21 protein-coding genes are annotated in these 22,393 nt (G+C 55.2%); 11 read left to right on the forward strand and 10 right to left on the reverse strand.

Features of this window, described 5'->3' with window-relative positions:
* Nucleotides 1–288: 288 nt before the first annotated feature.
* Nucleotides 289–828, reverse strand: coding sequence for a DUF4136 domain-containing protein (locus tag P1X16_RS12990; RefSeq protein ID WP_277229328.1), 540 nt, complete (start codon nucleotides 826–828; stop codon nucleotides 289–291).
* A gap of 118 nt (nucleotides 829–946) precedes the next feature.
* On the reverse strand, nucleotides 947–1,927 hold the full coding sequence (locus P1X16_RS12995) for an aldo/keto reductase (protein ID WP_277229330.1): 981 nt from the start codon (nucleotides 1,925–1,927) through the stop codon (nucleotides 947–949).
* A gap of 152 nt (nucleotides 1,928–2,079) precedes the next feature.
* Between P1X16_RS12995 and P1X16_RS13000 the strand changes: the two genes are divergently transcribed.
* A complete protein-coding gene (locus tag P1X16_RS13000; RefSeq protein WP_277229332.1) occupies nucleotides 2,080–2,529 on the forward strand; it encodes a GNAT family N-acetyltransferase in 450 nt (149 codons plus the stop codon).
* Nucleotides 2,530–2,542: 13 nt separating this feature from the next.
* Here the strand turns inward: P1X16_RS13000 and P1X16_RS13005 are convergent, their stop codons facing one another.
* The 5 genes from P1X16_RS13005 to P1X16_RS13025 all read right to left on the reverse strand — a co-directional run bounded on the left by P1X16_RS13005 (nucleotide 2,543) and on the right by P1X16_RS13025 (nucleotide 8,022).
* Nucleotides 2,543–4,510: an ATP-binding protein gene (locus P1X16_RS13005; protein ID WP_277229334.1), complete on the reverse strand. Its 1,968-nt coding sequence runs from the start codon at nucleotides 4,508–4,510 to the stop codon at nucleotides 2,543–2,545.
* A 209-nt stretch (nucleotides 4,511–4,719) separates the two neighbouring features.
* A complete protein-coding gene (locus P1X16_RS13010) occupies nucleotides 4,720–5,151 on the reverse strand; it encodes an EamA family transporter (protein ID WP_277229335.1) in 432 nt (143 codons plus the stop codon).
* Nucleotides 5,152–5,353: 202 nt separating this feature from the next.
* Nucleotides 5,354–6,895 carry a glycosyltransferase family 39 protein gene (locus P1X16_RS13015; RefSeq protein ID WP_277229336.1) on the reverse strand — a complete coding sequence of 514 codons (1,542 nt, stop codon included), beginning with the start codon at nucleotides 6,893–6,895 and terminating at the stop codon, nucleotides 5,354–5,356.
* Nucleotides 6,896–6,936: 41 nt separating this feature from the next.
* Nucleotides 6,937–7,716 (reverse strand): DUF6348 family protein, encoded by a 780-nt coding sequence (locus P1X16_RS13020; RefSeq protein ID WP_277229338.1) that lies wholly within the window; start codon nucleotides 7,714–7,716, stop codon nucleotides 6,937–6,939.
* A 63-nt stretch (nucleotides 7,717–7,779) separates the two neighbouring features.
* A complete protein-coding gene (locus P1X16_RS13025) occupies nucleotides 7,780–8,022 on the reverse strand; it encodes a hypothetical protein (protein ID WP_245119055.1) in 243 nt (80 codons plus the stop codon).
* A 108-nt stretch (nucleotides 8,023–8,130) separates the two neighbouring features.
* On the opposite strand from P1X16_RS13025, the gene P1X16_RS13030 reads away from it, so the two are divergent.
* The gene (locus tag P1X16_RS13030; RefSeq protein WP_277229340.1) at nucleotides 8,131–9,471 is read left to right on the forward strand and encodes a YfcC family protein; all 1,341 of its coding nucleotides are present in this window, start codon (nucleotides 8,131–8,133) and stop codon (nucleotides 9,469–9,471) included.
* A 69-nt stretch (nucleotides 9,472–9,540) separates the two neighbouring features.
* On the opposite strand, the gene P1X16_RS13035 is transcribed toward P1X16_RS13030, so the two are convergent.
* Nucleotides 9,541–9,942 (reverse strand): hypothetical protein, encoded by a 402-nt coding sequence (locus tag P1X16_RS13035; RefSeq protein WP_277229342.1) that lies wholly within the window; start codon nucleotides 9,940–9,942, stop codon nucleotides 9,541–9,543.
* Nucleotides 9,943–10,163: 221 nt separating this feature from the next.
* Here P1X16_RS13035 and P1X16_RS13040 point away from each other — a divergent pair, with 221 nt between their 5' ends.
* Both P1X16_RS13040 and P1X16_RS13045 read left to right on the forward strand, forming a co-directional pair.
* On the forward strand, nucleotides 10,164–10,853 hold the full coding sequence (locus P1X16_RS13040) for a YetF domain-containing protein (RefSeq protein WP_277229343.1): 690 nt from the start codon (nucleotides 10,164–10,166) through the stop codon (nucleotides 10,851–10,853).
* Nucleotides 10,854–11,022: 169 nt separating this feature from the next.
* A complete protein-coding gene (locus P1X16_RS13045; RefSeq protein WP_277229345.1) occupies nucleotides 11,023–11,787 on the forward strand; it encodes a YetF domain-containing protein in 765 nt (254 codons plus the stop codon).
* 90 nt (nucleotides 11,788–11,877) lie between these two features.
* Here P1X16_RS13045 and P1X16_RS13050 read toward each other — a convergent pair whose 3' ends face one another.
* On the reverse strand, nucleotides 11,878–12,549 hold the full coding sequence (locus P1X16_RS13050) for a hypothetical protein (RefSeq protein WP_277229347.1): 672 nt from the start codon (nucleotides 12,547–12,549) through the stop codon (nucleotides 11,878–11,880).
* A 292-nt stretch (nucleotides 12,550–12,841) separates the two neighbouring features.
* Between P1X16_RS13050 and P1X16_RS13055 the strand changes: the two genes are divergently transcribed.
* Together P1X16_RS13055 and P1X16_RS13060 are read left to right on the forward strand one after the other, a co-directional pair.
* Nucleotides 12,842–14,659 (forward strand): alpha-amylase family glycosyl hydrolase, encoded by a 1,818-nt coding sequence (locus P1X16_RS13055; RefSeq protein WP_277229349.1) that lies wholly within the window; start codon nucleotides 12,842–12,844, stop codon nucleotides 14,657–14,659.
* A 169-nt stretch (nucleotides 14,660–14,828) separates the two neighbouring features.
* Nucleotides 14,829–16,667, forward strand: a complete 1,839-nt coding sequence (locus tag P1X16_RS13060) for a glycosyltransferase (RefSeq protein ID WP_277229351.1) — start codon at nucleotides 14,829–14,831, stop codon at nucleotides 16,665–16,667.
* 91 nt (nucleotides 16,668–16,758) lie between these two features.
* Here P1X16_RS13060 and P1X16_RS13065 read toward each other — a convergent pair whose 3' ends face one another.
* Complete coding sequence (locus tag P1X16_RS13065) at nucleotides 16,759–17,799, reverse strand: fasciclin domain-containing protein (RefSeq protein WP_277229354.1); 1,041 nt, start codon at nucleotides 17,797–17,799, stop codon at nucleotides 16,759–16,761.
* 224 nt (nucleotides 17,800–18,023) lie between these two features.
* Between P1X16_RS13065 and P1X16_RS13070 the strand changes: the two genes are divergently transcribed.
* The 5 genes from P1X16_RS13070 (at nucleotide 18,024) to trpS (ending at nucleotide 22,378) form a co-directional block, all read left to right on the forward strand.
* Nucleotides 18,024–18,866: a DUF4198 domain-containing protein gene (locus tag P1X16_RS13070; protein WP_277229356.1), complete on the forward strand. Its 843-nt coding sequence runs from the start codon at nucleotides 18,024–18,026 to the stop codon at nucleotides 18,864–18,866.
* 102 nt (nucleotides 18,867–18,968) lie between these two features.
* Nucleotides 18,969–19,343: an STAS domain-containing protein gene (locus tag P1X16_RS13075; RefSeq protein WP_022825949.1), complete on the forward strand. Its 375-nt coding sequence runs from the start codon at nucleotides 18,969–18,971 to the stop codon at nucleotides 19,341–19,343.
* 175 nt (nucleotides 19,344–19,518) lie between these two features.
* The gene (locus P1X16_RS13080) at nucleotides 19,519–20,430 is read left to right on the forward strand and encodes a ribonuclease Z (protein ID WP_277229359.1); all 912 of its coding nucleotides are present in this window, start codon (nucleotides 19,519–19,521) and stop codon (nucleotides 20,428–20,430) included.
* Nucleotides 20,431–20,572: 142 nt separating this feature from the next.
* Nucleotides 20,573–21,310 (forward strand): queuosine precursor transporter, encoded by a 738-nt coding sequence (locus P1X16_RS13085; protein WP_277229361.1) that lies wholly within the window; start codon nucleotides 20,573–20,575, stop codon nucleotides 21,308–21,310.
* 90 nt (nucleotides 21,311–21,400) lie between these two features.
* The gene (gene trpS / locus P1X16_RS13090; RefSeq protein WP_277229363.1) at nucleotides 21,401–22,378 is read left to right on the forward strand and encodes a tryptophan--tRNA ligase; all 978 of its coding nucleotides are present in this window, start codon (nucleotides 21,401–21,403) and stop codon (nucleotides 22,376–22,378) included.
* Nucleotides 22,379–22,393: the final 15 nt, after the last annotated feature.

Genomic DNA, 22,393 nt, shown 5'->3' on the forward strand with positions numbered 1-22,393 from the left:
CAACCCCACTTTTTCCGGTAAGGCTAGGGTTGACTGATAGAGGTTAGAACGGCCTAAAAACGGTCATGCTGAGCGCAGCCGAAGCATCTCGCGTGCTGCCATTGCTAAAGTAACCGTCATGCTGAGCGCAGTGCAACGAAGCCGAAGCATCTTGCTCGAATCGTTGCACTGTTAAGGGGGTTACCACACTAGCGAGATGCTTCGGCTGCGCTCAGCATGACCGTTAGTTTGGCAACGTCAGCTGGCGAGGCAAAGGGCTTCGCCTACCTACTAGAATAACCTTTTACGCTATTGCTTAGGCGTCACCGGATACTTCTCGAACATCTCCGTGATGCCCTCGTTGATTCGGGAGGCTAGTTTCTCGGGGTCTTTGGAAAGCGTACTAGCCGCCACCCCTTGCCAGATACGCTCGTTGCGAGTGGCGTCCACCACATCAACCGTGGCGGTGCCTTCTGCATAACGACCTACGGGCACTTCCTCGCTTTGCCACCGGTAGCGGCGCTGCCCGATGTAGCGCGGCGCCTCATAGATCGTCGTCTCGCGGGTCTGTACTTTCTCCTGAGTCACGACGCCAATGTTAACCAAGAGGTCCGGAGAATCGGCACGCTGGTAGCCGCGGCGCTCTAGCTCGCGGGCCACGGCGCTTTTCAGTTCTTCGATGCCCGTGCCAGGGCCCTGAAATGCGGCCTCGTTACGGGCCGTCACGTCCATGAAGTTGTAGGTTTTGTAGGCCGAAAAGTTGACGCCTGGCGTTTGGCTGGTCGACTCTACGCGCACCGGTGAGCAAGCCGTAAAGGCCACTAGGAGCAGCAATAAGAAGGTTTTCATAGGTAGGAAAAGCTGAAGTGAACAGTTTGCTAGTGTAAGCGGCACTTAAGCAATAAGAACAGGTAGTGCAGTAATCCATTCTGCCACTTACTCCCATAACTTAAGTGCCACCTAATCCTTACGAGAAGCCCAGCACCGGATGCGGCTGATACGGCTCTTCCAGCCGCTTGATTTCCTGGCCCGAAAGCTTCACCCCCACCGCTGCCACGGCATCTTCTAAGTGGCCAGGTTTGCTGGCGCCTACAATAGGAGCCGTAATGACGGGTTTCGACAGCATCCAAGCCAAGGCTACTTGGGCATTGGGCAAGCCGCGCTCCTTGGCAACTTCAGTTACCCGGTCGGCCACGGTAAAATCGTCGTCGCGGCCGTAGAGGCTCTTGCCAAAGGCATCGGTTTTGGCGCGCTCGGTTTCGTTGCGCTCCTTGCTTCGCCCACCCGTAAGCAGCCCACGCGCCAGCGGCGACCAGGGAATCACGCCGATGTTTTGGTCTTGGCACAGCGGCAGCATCTCGCGTTCTTCTTCGCGGTACACTAGGTTATAATGCGGCTGCATGCTCACAAAACGCGTCCAGTTGTGCTTGTCGGCCAGGTACAGTGCTTGAGCAAACTGCCAGGCAAACATCGAGGAAGCACCAATATAGCGGGCCTTGCCAGCCTTCACGACGTCGTGCAGTGCTTCTAAGGTCTCTTCGATAGGCGTATCATAATCCCAGCGATGAATCTGGTAGAGGTCAACGTAGTCGGTGCCGAGGCGCTGGAGGCTGGCGTCGATAGCACTCATGATGTGCTTGCGCGAGAGTCCGCGCTGGTTGGGTCCCGGCCCCATGGGGTTGTATACTTTGGTGGCCAGCACAATTTCGTCGCGTTTGGCAAAGTCGCGCAGGGCTCGTCCTACCACTTCTTCGCTGGCACCGTTGGAGTACACATCGGCAGTGTCGAAGAAATTGATACCAAGCTCCAAGGCTTGCTGAATGAACGGGCGGCTTTGCTCTTCGTTCAGGGCCCAGGGCCAACGGTCGGTGGGGGTGCCGTAGGTCATGCAGCCTAGGCATATTTTAGATACTTTGAGGCCAGTGCCTCCCAAGCGGATATAATCCATGCGAAGTGTGGTTGAGGGGCCGTCAAGCGGCCAGAGTTGAGCGTGTTATACGCAGAAAGTACCGTTAGCGCTATGGTAGAGCTTGCTCTAGGCCATGCCGGCGTTCCGCTATTCCCCGCATCTTTGTGCATCCCTACTTTCCTTTTTCGCTTATGACGCTCACCTGGACTACCAAGCCCTTTGCCTCCCTCACCCTATCCGAACTTTACGCTCTACTTCAGCTGCGCTCCGAAGTGTTTGTGGTAGAGCAAACCTGCGCCTTCCAGGACATAGACGGCCAAGACCAAGCAGCCCATCACTTGCTAGGTCATACCGAAACCGGCGAGCTAGCCGCTTACTCCCGCCTTTTCGATGCTGGCCTCAGCTACCCCGAAGCCAGCATCGGCCGGGTGGTAGTCGGCCCGAAGTTTCGGCGCTATGGCTTGGGCCGGGAGTTGCTGCAACAATCTATTGCGGCGGTAACGGAGCTATTCGGGGAGCAACCCATCCAGATTGGAGCCCAACTGTATCTGAAGGAATTCTATGAAAGCTTCCGCTTTCAGCAGCACGGTGAAGGCTACCTCGAAGACGGTATTCCGCACATTCATATGGTCCGGTTATAAGATACAATAAACTTTATGCTACAGCATTCTGTGGCAGCGTAATAGTGAAGGAGGTGCCGTTCCCTTCTTCCGATGCTACGGTGAGGGTGCCGCCATGGCCCGTGCTTACTATGTCGTGGCTGAGCGAAAGGCCGAGCCCTGTGCCTTCGCCAATCGGTTTGGTGGTAAAGAAAGGCTGGAAAACCTTCGCCTTAACATCTTCCCGAATGCCGGTACCGTTGTCGCTGACTGTGAGTTCAACGCTGCCGGGTAGCAAACGGGTACTTATGCGCACTTCGGGCTGGTACTCCGCCTCGGCCGTGAGTTGACGCTGCCGTACGGCGTAAAGAGCATTGGTGCAAAGGTTCAGCAGCACCCGATTCAGATCTTGCGCAATGACGGGTATGCGTGGCAAGTCCGGATCGAGGTGAGTGGTGAGCGTGGCCGTGAAAGCAGGGTGCTCGTGCCACACGCCTTGGTACGCTAGCTGCCAGCTTTCTTCTGCCAGCTGATTGAGGTTGGCAAGTTCGCGCTGCCCGCTACCCATGCGGGCGTGCTCCAGCATGCCTTTGATGATGGCGGTGGCCCGTTGCCCATGCTGGCTGATGCTCAGCATATTCTGCTTGAGGCCATCCAGAATTTCCCGTTCTAGCTTGCCGTCGCGCGCCAGTTGTTGTGCCCCGTTGATTTCATCGATTAGCTCGGTACTAACGGCGGCAAACTGCTTGACAAACCCAAGCGGGTTTTGCAGCTCGTGGGCCACCCCGGCCGTCAGCTCACCCAGAAACGCCATTTTTTCGCGCTGCACCAATTGAAACTGCGTGGTTTTCAGCTCGGCCAACGAGGCCTCAAGTGCCGTATTGGCACGCTGCTGCAATCGGTAGTTGCGCACCAACAGGCCAATAATAATCAGCAACCCCACCAGGCCTGCTAGCAAGCCGTAGGTGCGGTAGCGGGCCCTCAAGATGGCTTTTTCATTGATAACTTCCTGCTCGTGCTGCCGCTCTTGATAATCAACATTTTGCAGCTGCATCACTTTCTCCTGGCCAAACAAAGTGTCTTTCATGGCCAACATCAGGCTCTGGTACTTGAGGGCGCTGTCGGCGGGTCCGCGCCTTTTGAACTCCTGGGTAAGCAAGGTACTGGCATTGAGTACGCCCCGCAAAAACCCGTTGGCCTGAGCAGCCTTACAGCCCAAGCGCGCATAATAGAGGCTGGAATCGGCGGCGCCTTGCAACTGGTACAGCGTAGCCAACCCTACGTACGCGAAATTGCTGCTCCGTAAATGGTGTAAAGTCTCGGATTCGGTGATGCTGCGCTGGTAATAAGCACGGGCCTGCGCGAGGTGGCCCTGCTTGCGGGCTACGTTAGCGAGGCCGTACAGAATGTAATTAGTGGGTGTGTGCAGCCGCTTAGCCAACTGGTACGCACGCTGTTGAAAATATTGAGCCGAATCGAGTTGGTTGAACACATCGTACGCCAGCCCGATGTTGCTCAATTCAATCACCACCCGGTGCTCGTCGTGCAGCGCTTCGCCGATGCGCAAGGCCCGAAAGTAGTACGACATGGCCTGCTGCCGCTCGCGCAGGTACACGTAAATGATGCCGATGCTGCGTAGGTTCTGGGCTTGTAGGGGCCGGTCTTGGGTTTGTTCGGCTAAGTGCAACGATTGTTGAAACAACTGCAGCGCGCGGGCCAAATTGCTTTCACGCAGGGCCGCACCTAGCCGGTTCAACGCCTCGCCTTCGCCATGGCGGTAGCCGATGCTACGGGCCAACGACAATGCCTGCTGTGCATACACCGCGGCCGAATCGGTATTGAGAGCCCAATATTGGTCGCTGATTTTGCAGATTAGCAGCACCCGGCTGCTGTCCGTCTGTTCTCGCTGTACTTGGGCACGTAGCCTCTCGAGTTCGGGGCTTTGGGCCCTGGCCTTGCCTTTCCATCCCAACAGCAGCACCAAAACCAAAGGCAATGAAAACCAGCGAAAGCGCGAAAGCATTTAGGACAGAACGCGAAAGGGGATAACGGACAAGAAGCGAGCAATATAGTTCAGCTTACGTCGCCTTGCCGGAAAATATCCACTTATTTAGATAGGTATAGTGAAGAGCGGGTGATACCGATTAAAATCCACTTCTTGAATACACGTTTTGGGCTTAACCTAAATGGGTAATCGCCTTGCCGAGAGCAAGCTATTTTGCAATTTCCTCTTTACTCCCCGGCAGGCTTGGCCATGGCAATGACCACTGCGCCAAGTACCATTAGACCGGCCCCGAGCATCACCTGCCAGCTTACTTTCTCTTTCAGAAAAACGGCAGCCAGCACAATAGCAAACACCAACGACACCTTATCGATAGGCGATACGCGGGAAGCATTGCCGAGCGAAAGCGCCCGAAACGACAGCAAGGACGAAATGCAGGTGATTACACCGGCCGCAATTAGAAACGTCCAGCTACGACGGTCAATGGATGTTACGTCGGGTAGGTTGCCTTGCCAGGCCACTACGCCCCAAGCCACCAGCACAATCAGCACCGATTGAATAGCGAAGGCCAAGCTCGAATCCACATTTTTGATGCCCGCCTTGGAGAGCGTAACCACTACAGCAGCCGATAAAGCGGCGAGCAAAGAAAAAACTATCCACATACGGCTTGCTTAGGCACTAGTCGGTGACAACAATAAGAAGGAAGCCGAGAGCACCGCACTCTGACAAGTAGGTGGAGGTACGGGGTGCTTCGGCCAAAGTTATTGGACGGCCATACAGTCACTTGGTTGCTGCCACAAACAAAATAGGCGTCAACACAGCCACTTCAACTCTGTGATCGTGCCACGCCTTGCACCCGCGCCGTTACTTGCGCCCTTCCCAGGCGGCCAGCTCGGCGCGGTGCTCTCGGTAGGCTAAGTTTAGAATAGCAGAATCTGGGTCGGTGCCGAGGTGGATGGTCGTGCCTTTCTCGCGCGCATAGGGGTTGGTTATTTCACCCACCTTGCGAAATTCCCGAAAGTGAGGCACCAGCTTGGCGGGCTCTCCTTCGCCCACGAGCAGCATATAACGAAACGCTTGGGTTGGCCGAGGCGGAAACCAAAACAAATAACTACCATTGAAGCTGTTGGCCACGGGCAAGGCGCGGCCCCGATTGTAGTAGTTGATAGCGCCGGCCTGGCCGTAGTTGTCGCATTTGATGAGGGTGTTGGCGCGGGTGGCGGCCGGTAGCGCTTGGTAGGCCTGCCAAGTTTTGTCGGCTAGTTCCTGCCAGCCCACCATGTCGGCATAGTCTTGCGGTAAGGGATGGTTCTTGCCATCCTCCCAGCGCAAAAGTCCTAGGCTTGCGTAGCGCGGCCCGATACGCTGCATATGCGCTGGCGAGTACAGCGTGAAGACAAACGGCATAAACCAGATAAGGGGCACCACCGGCAAAACCAACAGCACCGGCCGCGCCACCACCCCAAACCGCACCGACGCCAGTTGCCGCTCCAGCCACACCGCCCCAAACGAAAGCAGCACCGGATAGTACCCGAGAGCGTAATAGCCTTTGCCGTGCATCACGGTTAGAATCAGCAGGCCTGCCACGTAAATGACCCCAATGGCGCGGTAGGGCCGGAACGGCCGATAAACCAACAGCGCCAGCAGCCCCGGCACCCAGACCCACACCACCGGAAAACACATCAGGAGTTGTTCTTTCCAAAAGTCGGCGGCAGACATGTTTACGAGCTGCGTATCGTGGAGCAGCTCCATGTGGTGAAGGAACGGGATACCGTGGGCAAGTTGCCAAATCAGGTTAGGCAGCCAAAGCAGTAGCCCCACGGCGGCTGCGCCCCACAAATGGCGGTTCCAAAGGAGTTGGCGCTGCGGCGTGAAAAGTAAGCCGGCCAGCAACGCACCCGTATAAAACAGGGTGGTGTACTTGTTGAGAAAACTGAGCCCGAGCATCGCGCCTAGCAGGTAGAGGTAGCGGGGGCGGCTGGTTTGCGCGTGGCGCACCAAGGCGTACGAAGCAGCCGTGAAAGCCAGTACCTCAAACGAGTTGGGCTGAAACAAAAAGTTGAGCCGCGCATAGGCCGCCACCATGTAGCCGATACCCGCCAGTAAAACCGCAAACCAGCCCCCACCCACGTGCTGCAACAGCCGCGCCACCAGATACACCGTGAGGCTGCCCCACAAAAAAGGCCAAAACTTCACCCAGCCCCAGCCACCACCTAGCGCCAAGGTCACCCAACTTTGCAGCGCCGTAAGCGGCGGCACTTCCAAATAGCCCCAGGCCAAATGCCTGCCGTAGTTGAGGTAAAGATATTCGTCGCGGTGCAGCTCGTAGGCACGGCTAGCCAGTAAGTAGCCCGACACAAATTTGAGTAGCGCGAGCAGCAGAGGCAGAAGGCGAGACGGTTTCATGCCTTCAATATAGGTATTCGGAAATATGGCAGGTCCTGCTTTTACCTACACCGACGAAACGCGACGAATTGACGTTGTGCCATAAATTCATCTACCGTTGGCCACATTTCGGCTTCACGTCGCAGCAGGGTGACGGCCTCTGGCCAATGTTGATTATTCAGCAAGCACTCAACTATCAATTCTCCACTTGGTAGCCGAGATACATACATCTTCATCCAGCTGAGCAGTTGGTTCGGCAGCTTGTCGTGGAGCAGAGGCCGTAGCAAAGCAGTTAAGTATTCTTCTTTAATTTCTTCTATGTGGTTACGCCAGAATCCTTGCACCATCACAGGCCCAAATATTTGGTGCCATTGAATCTGCTGATCAGCTTCAACCGTGTAGAAGTCATACTCAGGTTGGCGCCGCCCTTCAAGAGCCTCAAGTATCGTGGTAAAGACTCCTGTTGTAAAGACTGAAGCTCCTTTATGAGCGGCATCCACACTGTTTTCACCAATACCAGCAAACACGTCTTCCACATAGCCTGGAATTAGTTGGTCTTGGTATAACCGCACTACTTGGCACTCCACCACGGCATCGGCATGGACTGTACGGGTGGTTATTTGAGCTCTAACCTGTAGTTGAACAGGCAGAATATGCAGCACATCTCCTTGTTCTTCTATATGGAGGTGCGGATGCTGTGCTTGAATCTCTGCTTTTATACACTCTAGAAACTTGGCCTGCTCAGCAGTTGTAACCTCGGAGTCTTGGGAGGAAACTACTGGGGAAGCAATTGGCTTTGCTGAACGTCGCAGGTTTGCAAACCAAGAGAGTATAGTTGTCATAGAAGAGCTAAGTAATAGTCATTGCAAAGCACCAGCAACTTAGTCACTTCCAATTCATGCCGTTCACACTTCCGGCAGCCGGATTTTCGCTAAATACTCGTTCAGTCCGCCGGAATGCTGGAAAAGGTGGATGAAGAGAATATGGTCTTCATCGTGGACGCGCCATTCCTCGGCGTAAAAATCACCTAGCGCATACAGGCTCAATCGAAAGCTGTCTTCCCGCCGTTCGGCCAAAAAGTGGCCATGCCGACGCAAGAGGTCGGCCTGCTGACCCATCGGGAGCTTTTTGAAGACAAGCAGGTTCATGAGAGGCGTAATGAAACCCGAAGATACAAACCCAAAGGATTTGGCCGTGCTCGTGTGCCCCTCAAACTGGCACTTAATTGTACATTCCTCAGCCACTACCTTCGTGGCATGAAGACGATTCGCTTTCCGCACCCGCTGGTTTTGTTGGTTGGGTTTATTCTGCTGGCTTGTTTGCTAAGTTATGTGCTACCAACCGGTGTGTTTGAGCGCCACCCCGACGCGGCCACGGGGCGCGACGTAGTAGTGGCGGGCTCCTACCACCGCGTAGCGGCCTCCCCCGTCAGTCCCCTGCAAGCCTTGGTTGATATTCCGAAGGGGTTGATTGATGCGGCTTCCGTTATTTTCCTAGTATTCTTGGCTGGCGGGGCTTTCACCGTTGTGGACCATACTGGCGCCTTGCGCCACGGCGTCGATTGGCTGCTGGCCCGGTTTCGGGGGCGCGAGGCCATTGTCATTCCTATTATTTCGGTGCTTTTTGCCACGATGGGCGCCCTGGAAAATATGCAGGAGGAAATAATTCCGCTGATTCCGGTGCTGCTCGTGCTTATGCGCCGCATTGGCTATCCGGCCATTACGGCGGCCGCCGTTAGCTTGGGCTCGGCCGCCGTAGGCGCGGCCTTTAGTCCGCTCAACCCGTTTCAGGTGGGCGTGGCGCAGAAGCTGGCACAATTGCCGCTGCTTTCGGGAGGCGGCTTCCGACTGGCTTTTTTGCTGGTAGCCGTGGCTTTCTGGATTATTGGGACCGTGCGTTACGCCGTGCGCAATCGTGTAGCCCCCGAGGCGGAAGAAGATACAACCGCCGCCACCCGTGCTGGCAGCCACGGCCTCGTGCTGGCCTTACTGCTGGTCACGTTCACCATCTTCGCCTACGGAGTGCTGCAACTCGGCTGGGACTTCGAGCAAATGGCGGCCTTGTTTTTCGCGTTGGGCATAGCGGCCGGTTTGGTGGGCGGCTTAGGCTTCACCGGCACCGCCGAGAGCTTCATTACGGGCTGCCGCGACATGGCGTTTTCGGCCATCCTGATTGGTTTTGCCCGTGCGATTTTTGTGGTGCTGGAACAAGGTCAGATTGTTGATACCATCGTCAACGCCCTGTCGGCGCCGCTGGCGGGGCTGCCCGTTACGTTGTCGGCGCTAGGTATGGTGGGGCTGCACACGGCGCTGCACTTGCCGGTGCCATCGGTGAGCGGGCAGGCGGTGCTCACGATGCCGCTATTGGTGCCCCTCTCCGACCTTATTGGACTTTCGCGCCAGGTTACGGTGCTGGCCTTTCAGTACGGCGCGGGCCTTTGCGAGCTAATTACGCCTACCAACGGCGCCCTCATGGCTATTGTGGCCGTGTGCGGCGTCCGCTTCGACGAATGGTTGAAGTTCGCGCTGCCGCTTTACCTAGGATTGTTGCTGCTAGCGGTAGTGGCTATTGTCACGGGTATCGTAATGGGGTTATAAAGTAAAGGAGTAGCGGAGTAAACTGTTCGGTGATACTACTCAGTTACTCCGCTGCTCCCTTACTCACTCTTACTTAAGCCGCAGTTCGTCGGCTTCGAAGATGCGCTTCAGTTTGCGCTTGCGCTCTACTATTTGAAAGCGGGCGGTGTGCGTAGCATCGTCCCAATATACATCCGATACCAGCCCTTCGTGGGCGGGCTGGCCGGGTTCGGGGCTAACTTCTTCCACCAAGTCGCCGAAGCTGAAGGGCGGTTTGCTGTACAGTTCCTTGAACAATTCACCGCTGACTTTGAATTGCTGCTCGTCGTAGCGCAGCAGTATCCAGTCTTCGGTTTCATCGATTTTCTCGAAAAGTTTGCCTACCGGTTCCAGCCACTCAAAAGTGCGGCGGTTGGCAGGATGAATGTAACGGAGGCCATACTCAGGCGTCCAGGAATACAAGCCGTAGATGACAGGTTTGGGGCGGGGCACGGATAAAAACTGCTAGTTGGGATACAAGAACCGCTGGCGGCGGCTGCAAGTTGCGAAACCGGCTAAAAACTCGTGCGGCAGGTTGCCAGTGGAGCAAGGCCAGCCGGAAGCTTGAAATGAAATCAGGGTTTATACGGACGTTTTTCGGTTGTTTACGCTGTAACGCCTGTTCCACAGGCCTCGTTTAGCCTTATAGATTCCAATGTGCTACAACGAGTTATATGAAAAAGGAAGATATCCATCTGGGCGACTGGCACCGGATTTTGTTTGGTGACACGCCCGGCGTTTTCTCGTGGGAAGTAGTTGTGCGCACCATTATTATTTACCTCTTCTTTCTGGTGGTGATGCGCTTACTCAGCAAGCGCATGAGTGCGCAGCTGACCATCACCGAATTGGCCGTGATGATTATGCTCGGGGGTATCGTGTCGGTGCCCATGCAAATACCTAACCGGGGCTTGCTGCCCGCAATAGTTGTGCTGCTGTGCGTGCTGTTTTATCAGCGGGGCCTGAGTTGGTTGTCGCTCAAAAAGCGCAAGATAGAACTGGCTGTGCAAGGCGACGTAACCATCTTGGTTAAGGATGGTGTGCTGCAAATCAACCACATGCGCAACGACTCCATTTCCAACAACGAGGTATTTGCGCAGCTACGCGACCGGAAAATCAAGCAGCTTGGCGAGGTAAAACGGTTGTACTTCGAAGGCAACGGGACCTTCAGTGTGTTCAAAGCAGATTCGCCAAGAGCTGGTTTGAGCGTGCTACCCGTCAAAGACAAGACCTTGAACCAGACGCTCAAGCCCGTCGACAACCAGAAAGTGTGTCTCAATTGCGGCCAGCCTGCCAATGAGCATGTTCACTCGGGCAACCAGTGCCCTAACTGCGGCAAAGAGCAGTGGACTACCGCCGTTCAGTAACCAAAGCAGATAGCAACGCTCGGGCTTCCCACTAGCTCTTCTGCTTGCTTTACCCTTTGCTTTTTCAGGCCTCACCCCTATTCGATAACCGCTTGCGCTGCGCAAACCCCGCGGTACGGCAGCGTTGCGCGCCACCTGTTCACAATCCTTCTTTTCAACACACCATTTTATGCCGGATTTCAAGCCTTTCGATTTACTACGAATGACTCTGGGCGATGTGCCTTGGAGCTTTATGCTGGAGGCCGTTATTCGGGTTTCGGCTATCTATGCCATTTTGCTGCTTTCGATGCGCCTAATGGGCAAGCGGATGGGCAGCCAACTCAACCGCACCGAAATGGCCGCCATGGTGTCGTTGGCAGCAGCAGGCGGCGTCCCGTTGCTAGCCCCCGACCGGGGCATACTAGCGCCCCTGATTGCGGCCATTATCATCGTGGCCGGCCAGCATTTGTTGGCGCGCGCCACATTTCGTAGCAGCTACTTCGAGAAAATTGTGCAGGCTGATGTAAGCATTCTGGTGGAGGACGGCCGGTTGCAATACGATGCCATGAAAGAGTGTCTGCTTTCTCAGGAGCGCATCTTCGCCAAGCTACGCGGCCAAGGCCTCGATAACCTAGGCCAAGTACAGCGCCTCTACATGGAAGCCAATGGTTCGTTCACGGTTATCGAGCAAGACGAACCCCAACCCGGCCTGTCTTTGGCCCCTGATTGGGACCAAGACTACATTCAGCAGCAACAGCGCGTACCCGACCAGTTTGCTTGCACCTTGTGTGGCAACGTAGTTCATTCCTCCCACATGCCAACCAAGCATTGCCCTCGTTGCGACAACTCGAAATGGAGCCCGGCCGTCACGAAAACGTCGGCCAAGCAACAAGCCTCGCAGGCGCCACCACCCCAACCCGTGGCTCCTGAACCCGCACCAGTTATGTGGCAGTAAGTGCCCATGAAAAGAGCCGCTAGCAGTGTTGCTAGCGGCTCTTTTTATTGTAGCACGCTGTAAGAAGTAACAGTACAAACAATGAATAACTCAGGTTGCATCTGCTGTTTTGGCTTGTCGGTGCGCGAGTAGTTGGTCACGCAAGGCTGACCCATTGTACACGTTTGCAAAAGATATTTTCTGCTGCTGGCCGTTGCTACGATGCACCAGCACGTCGGTCGGCCCGCTTGGTTCTAGGTGGTCCACCTCTGCCCACGTGTAAGAAAATCCGCGCCGGAATGGATGCATCCGACCACTAAACCCGTTGGCGTGTAGGTGTAGGTGGCGCCGCTCATAAATCCGGGCAATACCGAAAGCCATACCCACATACCAGACGGCCAACGCTGCATACAGCCACGGCAAAACATGAAATTTGTGCTCTCCGGTACGCAAAGCCGCTTCGTGGTGGCGGTGCCAGATGTGGTAGCCTTCAATGGCGAAAATACCGGCTGCTGCTAGTTCCAACCAAGCAACCCGTTCATGGTGGTTCGGGTGTCGGCGCAAATGCTGAATTTCTCGCAGGAGCAATAGTACGTAAGCCGCGCCCACGAGTACTTCCAACCCAAGCAGCAGCGTGAACGGCTCTTGGCCGGTTATCACTCCGAACACACCACTTAGCAACACCAGCGCCGGCACTACGTGGCTTAGTCCTTTGGCGCGCTCTATACGGGCGCGGCGCTTATGGTAGAGAGTAATAGGGCCAGTAGCAGACGGATTGTTCATATGGAAAACACAGCATATTTTCTTGCTTCTGCAATTCTATTTTCCCGCCTGTAAACCGCCCGAGTACTGCCTTTCCTAACTCGCAGCTTTCTGAACTTACCTCAGTAAATGTCGCTGGATCTACTGTTCCGTTTGCTGCCAGCTGAATGTTCAACTGGCATCTGCAGCAGCTCAACAACCAGCTGTATATAGTCCAGTACCAACAGATTATAATGCCAAACCCAACAAAAAGCCAACCTTAACAGTAGAAGACTCAACCATCGACCTTTAAGGTTGATTTTCTTCTACTCCAATGCTTGATACTGCTCCTCTTTCCGCATCCGTGCTGCAAACCGGCATGGGTGCTTTGCCACATACCAACGGCACAACTTTTCGCGTTTGGGCTCCCGCTGCTACAGCTGTATCTGTGGTAGGACCTTTCAACAACTGGGACCATACCACCCACTCACTTGCCGCCGAAACCGATGGCTATTGGGCTGCTGATTTTCCTGACTTAAAAGTAGGTAACGAATACAAGTTCTGGCTTGATACGCCTTCCGGTGAGTTAACCCGCAACGACCCCTATGCCCGCGAAGTCACGCATTCGGCTGGCAACTCCATCGTGCCCGACCATAGCTTCGATTGGGAAGACGACCACTTCGATATGCCCGCCTGGAACGAGCTGGTGATATACGAGCTGCACGTTGGCACCTTCAACGCCCCCAATCCCGAGCAGCCCGGCACCTTCCTCGACGTAATTGAAAAGCTGGATTATCTGCGTGAATTGGGCATCAATGCCATCGAGATAATGCCGCCCACCGAGTTTCCGGGCGGACGCTCCTGGGGCTACAACCCCTCGCACCCCTTCGCCCTCGAAACCGATTATGGTGGACCGCAGGCCTTCAAAGAACTTGTAAAGCAAGCGCACCGCCACGGCATTGCCGTAATCCTGGACGTGGTATATAACCACTTCGGCCCCGGTGACTTGGACCTCTGGCAATTCGACGGCTGGCAGGAAAACGACGGTGGCGGTATCTACTTCTACAACGATTGGCGCGCCGAAACGCCCTGGGGCCACAACCGCCCCGACTACGGGCGCGACGCCGTGCGGGCCTACATCCGCGACAACGCCCTGATGTGGCTGGAGGACTACCGCGTAGATGGCCTGCGCTGCGACTCTATTTCCCACATCCGCAACGTGGATGGCTCGTCCGACCCTACCCGCGACCTGCCCGAAGGCTGGAGCTTGATGAAGTGGATCAACGAGGAAATCCGGGACCGGATGCCTTGGAAAATCACCATTGGCGAAGACCTGCAAGGCAACGAGTACATTACCCGCAGCCCTGAAGAAGGCGGGCAAGGCTTTTCCAGCCAATGGGATGCGGCTTTCGTCAACATTGTGCGTGATGCCATAGTAACACCCAACGACGACGACCGGGACCTGCACCGCGTGGCCGAAACTATTACCGGCATCTACAACGGCGATGCGTTTCAGCGCGTCATCTACACCGAAAGCCACGACGAAGTAGCCAACGGCAAAAGCCGCGTAACCGAAGAAATCATGCCCGGCGACGCCCACGGCTGGTTCCCGAAGAAGCGCGCAACGCTAGGCGCGGCACTGGTATTCACCGCGCCCGGTATCCCCATGATGTTTCAGGGCCAGGAAATGTTAGCCGATGGCTACTTCTCCGACGACCTGCCGCTGGAATGGCAGCACGCCGAACAACACGCCGGCTTGGTGCACTTGTACCGCGACCTAATTTCGCTACGCCGCAACTTGGCCGGCCACACGCGCGGCCTGTTGGGCCAGCACACCGAGGTACACCACGTCAACAACGACGACAAAACGCTGGCGTTCATCCGCCGCGACCAAAGCGGCCCCGGCGACACCACTATTGTGCTGGCCAATTTTGCTAACCGCACCCACGAGGCCTACACTATTGGCCTGCCCCGCGGTGGTAACTGGCGCGTGCGGTTCAACTCCGACTGGGAAGGCTACGACGAGGAGTTTGGTAACTTCGAGAGCATGGACACGCAGGCCGAAGAAGGTATTTATGACGACCAGCCGTTCCACGGTTCGTTTGGACTGGCGCCTTATTCGGTGCTGATTATCTCGCAGGAGCCCGGATAGAATTTCTTGCCTGATTGCGCTGCCTAGAACTCAGGGTTTTGTGAGGCTTCCAGATTTTTCTTGGAAGCCCCACGAAACCCTGCTTTTTATATCCTGTACACTGTAAAGCAACAGTAGGTAAACTCCGCAAGAAACCTAACTTGCCGCCTTCCACTCTAGCGTCCACCGTATGCAAGTTCCTCCTTCCGCTCCCACCCCCATTGCACCCGATGCCTTACTCGTTGAAGTAGCCTGGGAAGTTTGCAATCAGGTCGGCGGCATTTACACGGTTATTCGTAGCAAGGTACCGGCCACCATGCAAGGCTGGGAAGACCGTTACTGTTTGCTAGGGCCTTACTTCTCGCAGCAGGCGCAGGGCGAGTTCGAGGCCTACGACGATTATCAGCTCGATTCTCTCTCCGACCCGTTTGCCGGGGCAGTGCGCCGCATGCGCGAAATGGGCTACGACGTGTGCCTGGGCGTATGGCTCGTGACGGGCCGGCCACGTACGGTACTCATCAACCCCTACCAGGCGTATCCGCAGCTCGGCCAGATCAAATACGACCTCTGGGACCATCACCGTATCCCCACGCCCGACAACGACGACTTGCTGCACCAGGTGGAGGCGTTCGGCCACTTGGCCAAGATATTTTTGCAGGTACTGGCCGCCGAAGTGGTGCCGCCGCAGCGGGTAGTGGCCCACTTCCACGAGTGGATGACGGGCGTAGCCATTCCGGGCCTGCGGCGCGACCAGACGCCACTGCACATCGTGTTTACCACGCACGCTACGCTGCTGGGCCGCTATCTGGCCATGAACGACCCCAATTTCTACGACCACCTTATGCAAGTGGACTGGCTGCCCGAAGCCCGGCACTTCAACATCGAGACGGCCGTAACGATGGAGCGCGCGGCGGCCCACGGTGCCCACGTCTTTACAACGGTGAGCGAGCTGACGGTGCGCGAATGTATCTATCTGCTCGACAGAATACCGGATGCCGTGTTGCCAAACGGCCTGAATATCGAGCGGTTTGTGGCGGGGCACGAGTTCCAGAATCTACACCAGCAGTACAAAGCCAAAATTCACGAATTCGTGATGGCGCATTTTTTCCAGAGCTATTCTTTCGATCTGGACAAGACGCTGTACCTGTTCACGAGTGGCCGCTACGAGTACCACAACAAAGGTTTCGATTTAACGCTGGAAGCCTTGGCGCGCCTGAATTATCGGCTCCAGCAAAGCGGTTTGGAAGGCAACGTGGTGATGTTCTTTATCACCAAACGTCCCTTCACCAGCATCAACCCGCTGATTCTGCAAAACCGGGCCATCCTCGACGAGGTACACGAAACCTGCGAGGCTATTGAGCGGCAGGTAGGCGAGCGGCTGTTCTATGCCGCCGCCGCGTCCACCGACCACCGCCTGCCCGATCTGTCGACTATGGTTGATGATTACTGGAAGCTGCGCTACCGCCGTACGCTGCAAAGCTGGAAAACCAACAACCTGCCTTCGGTTATCACGCACAACTTGGTGGACGACAAAAACGACGACATCCTCAATTTTGTTCGCCAGGCTGGCCTCATAAACCACAAGCACGACCGGGTGAAGATTGTCTATCACCCCGATTTCGTGTCACCTACTTCGCCCTTGTTTGGCATGGAATACGGGCAGTTTGTGCGGGGCTGCCACTTGGGCGTGTTCCCGAGCTACTACGAGCCCTGGGGCTATACCCCGCTCGAATGTGTGGCCCGCGGCGTACCAGCCGTCACCTCCGACCTTTCCGGCTTCGGCGACTACGTGATGCAAAACGTGGATGCTCACGAAGACAAAGGCATATACGTGGTGCAGCGCCAGGAAAAGAGCTTCGACGAGTCGGCTGAAGAGCTAACAGAAATGCTCTGGAATTTCGTGCTCCTCTCCCGCCGCGAGCGAATCATGCAGCGCAACAAGGTGGAGAGCAACTCGGAAATCTTCGACTGGAAAAACCTGCGCATTTACTACGACCGAGCTTATACCTTGGCATTAGAGCGGCAGTAAAGACTAACTAGCACCGTTTGATTTCATTTAAAAGGCCCGGCTGTATATACAGCCGGGCCTTCTTGTTTCACTCATTTGAGTCTGCCAGTTCTTACGGCAGCAGCACCTGGTCAATGATGTACACTACTCCGTTGGTTGCTAGCACGTTGGCGGTGGCAATATTGGCAGCTGTACCGGTGCCGCCGCGTACAGTAAAGCCGTTGGCCGCCGCTGCCACAGTGATGTTGCCATTGAGGGTAGCCACGTTGCCGGGCACCAAATCCGATGAAAACACCCGGCCACTGCTCACAATGTGCTTCTGCAGAATGGCAACCAGCGTAGCATCCGGCACTTGGCTCAGGCTTTGCAAATTAAGCGCCGTCAGCGCCGCCCGGAAGGCTGCATCAGTAGGAGCAAACACGGTGATGTTGGAAGAGTTGCTGGACGCCGCCGCCAGCAGGGCCGAAGCCGCCGGGCGCTGCAGAGCCTGCAACAACTGCGTGAACTGCGCCGGATTGGCCGCTGCATTAGCAGTTACTATAGCCGCTATAGTTTGGCTAGGCGGCAGCAGCACGTTGTCGATGGCGTGAATAGTGCCGTTGCTGGCCGCAATATCGGCCGTTACTACCCGCGTGCCCCCGTTTATGGATACGGTGGTACCCGACTTGGATAGATAGAGCGTGTTATCGTTGACGCCATTCCCGCTGGCAGGCTTGGCGGTAGTAGCGGTGCTAGTCCCGGCGGCAATGTCGGCGGCTCGCACATTGGCCGCTAGCACATGGTAGAGGAGCACATTGCGGAGGGCCGCAATCTGATTGGCATCCGTCACGGCGTTGATCTTAGCGGCTGAACTGAAGGCATCGAGAGGGCCGCCGGCCAATTTGGCAAAGGCTGCATTGTTGGGCGCAAACACCGTGAATGGACCCGCACCGCTTAGCGTACCAGCTAAGTCGGCTTTCGTAACGGCAGCTACCAGAATACTGAAGTCCGCATTTCCTTGGGCTACCTGCACAATGTTTTGCTGCGAACCGCCAGAGGGCGTGTCATCGTCATCATCACAAGATGTGACGCCCAAACTGAACGCTATACCTGTGAGCAGCAAACACAACGTCCGTAAAAAGGGAAAGGAGTGGAAAAGGGAAGCTGTTTTCATTTGTGTAACTTATGAGGTTAAAAAGTTAAACAGAACGTGAAAACAGAATCAATACCGCTATTTGAATGTTTGCATAAGCACTTATAAAATTTTGTTGTTCAGCTTTCCTGTTTTTACTTAATTCATGATGCAGATTTAATCAAATTATCAATTTGTCCGTAAGCAGGCCGAGCCCCCTCTGAAAGCAAACTGGATTCTTGAGCCGTAGCAACATACTTTTCCGTTTGCCTACCACCAACCTGCACAAGAAGTGCGCTGCTGCCCTGCTTTTCGCCACAGCCGCCCTTACGGCCGCGGCGCACGAGTTCTGGCTGATGCCACCCCAATTTTTTATAGCACCGGGCACTACACTCAACCTGCCCGTTTTTGTGGGTGAAAACTTCACTGGCGAGCGGTGGGCAGGCAAAAGCCGCCGCGTTACCCAACTGGTACACTACGCGCCAACTGGCCCAGAAGACCTGCTGGCCACAGCTACCACCGCCGATACGCTGCACCCGAACGTCACGTTTGCGCAGCCCGGTACGCACATGGTGGCTCTTGCGACCAATAATGCTTTTATCACGCTTGAGGCCGAGAAATTCAACGCCTACCTGAAGGAAGAAGGGCTCGATTATATTTTGATGCAGCGTCAGCAGCAGGGCGCGCTCAACAAGCCAGGCCGGGAAGCCTACAGCCGGTGTACTAAAACATTGGTCCAAGTTGGTAACCCGGGCGCTTCCGATACTGCACGGGCTTGGAGCCGGCCTACGGGCCTGCCACTAGAACTAGTACCCGAGCAAAATCCGTACACCCTGCGGACCGGCAGTTCGCTCACTATTCGAGTGCTGGCCGACGGGCAACCCAAGGCCGGCCAATTAGTGCAGGTGTGGCAACGCTCGGTAGGCCAGCCAGTAAAAATTATCCGGCTCTATAGTAACCAAAACGGCCGTGTGCTGTTTCGATTAACCAACCCTGGTCAGTTTATGGTAAGTACCGTCCGAATGATGCCTGCCAAGCTGCCAGAAGCGGATTGGCAAAGTAATTGGAGCACCCTTACGTTCGGTTTCAGGGGAATTTCCAGCCGTTGATGCAGCCTTTTTAAACCTCTTTCGTTGGTACCTCAACACGCTGCCAACGAACATTTTTTTGTTACCTTCGCAACTCCCTAAAAACCCCGAACCACCGACGGTATGAAGTACTCGATTGATAAAAAGGAAACGTACACGATAATCACGATTGACGAGAAGAAGCTAGATACAACCGTAGCTCCTGACCTGAAATCGGAATTTGTGAAGCTGAATGCCGAAGGCATCAACAACCTGATTCTGGACCTCACCAACGTGAAGTATACCGATTCGTCAGGGCTCAGCTCCATTCTGATTGCCAACCGGTTGTGCAACTCTACGGGTGGTTTGCTGGTACTCACCGGTCTGCAAGACCACGTGATGAAGCTTATCACCATTAGTAAGCTCGAATCGGTACTGCATATCCTACCCACCGTGGAAGAAGGCATTGACCGCATTTTCCTGCACGCCATCGAGCGTGACCTGACCAGCAAGGAATAGAGTTTAAAGGTATTAGTTGTTGGTTGTCAGTTGTCAGGTTCCCGTAACTGACAACAGGCAACCAATTTGCTTTATATGGTTGGATGGCTGCATGGTTGAATTGTTAAATGGCTGACCGTTCAAACGGCTCGTTGAACAGGCAGCCATTTAATAATTCAACCATTCATCAATTTACATGGAGTTTGAGCTGAAAATTTTGGGTAGCGCGTCGGCGACGCCTTTTCTCGACCGGCACCAAACGGCGCAGGTACTAACCGTGGGCAACGCGCAGTACCTGATTGACTGCGGCGAAGGCACTCAAAGCCGCCTGATGGAGTACAAGCTACGCCATCAGCGCATCCAAACCATTTTCATCTCCCATCTGCACGGCGACCATTACTTCGGGTTGTTTGGCTTGCTCGGCACCATGCACCTCAACGGCCGCACCGAGCCGCTGCAACTCTTTGGCCCCAGCGGCCTCGATGAAGTGTTGACCATGCAGTTCCGGCACTCGTTTACGCAACTGAGTTTCGAGCTGAATTTCACGGTCGTTGATACCACGCAGCACGCCTTGGTTTACGAAGACAAGCACGTAACGGTGCACACGCTGCCCATGCGGCACCGAATTCCGTGCTGTGGCTATCTGTTTCGGGAATTGCCCAAGCGGCGGCCTTTGGTCAAAGAGAAGTTACCGTCTGGCCTCACCCCCGCCCAGCTCACGGGTCTTACGCTCGGCGAAGACGTGCTAGACGAAGTCGGCAACGTACTGATCCGCAACCTCGACGTAACCACTGAGCCCAAACCGCCCCGCAGCTACGCCTTCTGCTCCGACACGCTTTACACCGAAAGCCTCGCCGACTTAGTGCACGGTGTCGATTTGCTGTATCACGAGGCTACTTTTCTGGATGAGATGCGCGACCGGGCCCAGACTACGCATCACTCCACGGCTCGCCAGGCTGGCTTGCTGGCTCGCCGGGCTCAAGTGCAGCGCCTGCTCATCGGCCATTTTTCCAGCCGCTACCGCGACCTAACGCCCCTGTTGATGGAGGCTCAAACCATGTTTGAATGGACTGAGCTAGCTACGGAAGGCTTAACGGTGAGTGTGTAACCGCGCAAGAAACTAGCAAGCTTCGCTCAGCATCTATGCGCTGGAAAACGCTACGGCTACAGTTGAGCATTATTTTCGTAGCGTTGCCTCGGCAAGAAGAGGCTAGACTACGCTTGGCGGCTAGATTTTTATATCAAATAGTATGTCTCACAAGAAGCAGCAGCTTTACCTGGTCCTGAGCGGCATTTTCATTGTAAATGCGCTGTTGGCGGAAATAATTGGGGTGAAGATATTTTCGGTGGAAGCTCTGCTGGGCTTGCCCGGCAACCTCACGGCCGGGGTGCTGATCTGGCCTGTGGTATTTGTCACCACTGATATTATCAACGAGTATTTCGGGCGGGCCGGAGTGTTGCGCGTGAGCTACCTTACGGTGGCGCTGATTTTGTTTGCCTTCGTCGTGATTTACGCCACCACCAAGCTCCCTCCCGCCGCATTCTGGCTGGACGTGAACAAGACGGATGCGCAAGGACGGCCTTTCAACATCGATTTCGCTTATCAAAGCATATTCCGGCAGGGCTTGGGTATTATCACCGGTTCCATCACCGCGTTTGGGATTGGGCAAGTACTGGATGCTACCGTTTTCCAAGCTATACGGCGCGCTACCAAAGGCCGCTACGTGTGGCTGCGCGCAACCGGCTCCACGCTTATCTCGCAGCTTGTCGATTCGTTTGTGGTGCTCTATGTGGCCTTCTACTTGTTCGGCAACTGGACACTGGATCAAGTGCTGAGCGTGGCGAACACGAATTACTGGTATAAATTCGCTGCTGCTATCCTGCTCACGCCGGTGCTTTACCTCGCCCATTTCCTGATCGACCGGTATCTGGGCGAAGAAGCTACCACCGAGCTGCAGCAGGAAGCTGCTGCCAATGTCAGCGTATAAATCTTAAGTTGTCAGTTGTAGGATATCAGATGTTAGTGGTTTAGCAGCTGCATAACTACCAATTGACAACAAGTACTTAACAACTATTCCATGTCCCGCATCCTTACCGGCATTCAGAGCACGGGCCGCCCGCACCTTGGCAACCTGCTCGGCGCCATCCTTCCGGCCGTAGAACTGTCGAAGAGTGCCGCCAACGAGTCGTTGCTCTTTATTGCTGATTTACACTCCTTGACCACGGTCCGCGACGCGGAGTTGCTGCGCCAGAACACGTATGCCGTCGCGGCTTCGTGGTTGGCCTGTGGGTTCGATACCGAGAAAAACATGTTTTATCGGCAGTCGGATGTACCGCAGGTGGCGGAGTTGGCTTGGTACCTATCATGTTTTGCGCCTTACCCCATGCTGGCCAATGCGCACTCGTTTAAGGACAAGTCGGATAGGCTCTCGGAGGTAAATGCTGGCGTTTTCATGTATCCAGTGTTGATGGCGGCCGATATTCTGCTCTACGACACCGACATAGTGCCCGTAGGCAAAGACCAGATGCAGCACCTGGAAATCACCCGCGATATTGCTGCAGCCTTCAACAACCGCTACGGTGAAATCTTCGTGATGCCCAAAGCGCGGGTAGACGAGCAGTTGATGACCGTTCCCGGCATTGATGGCCAGAAAATGAGCAAGAGCTACGGTAACATCATTGACATTTTCGTTGACGATAAATCCCTGCTTAAGAGCATCAAAAGCATCATTTCGGACAGCACCCCGCTCGAAGCGCCCAAGAACCCGGACACCGACATCACCTTCAAGCTGTACTCGCTGCTCGCTACTGCCGAAGAAACCGCTGACATGCGCGGCCGCTACTTGGCCGGCGGCTACGGCTACGGCCACGCCAAGCAGGCGCTCTACGAGGTGATCCTACGCCGGTTTGCCGTCGAGCGGGAGCAGTTCAACTTCTACATGAACAACCTGCCCGAAATAGACGCCCGTTTGGCAGAAGGTGCCCGCAAAGCGCAAGCCTATGGCTCGGAGGTATTAAACAAAGTGCGCGAGAAAGTAGGTTACCTACGGCGGTAAGTTACTCCTTAAGTG

This window comes from Hymenobacter sp. YC55, from assembly GCF_029433095.1.
Lineage (GTDB): Bacteria > Bacteroidota > Bacteroidia > Cytophagales > Hymenobacteraceae > Hymenobacter.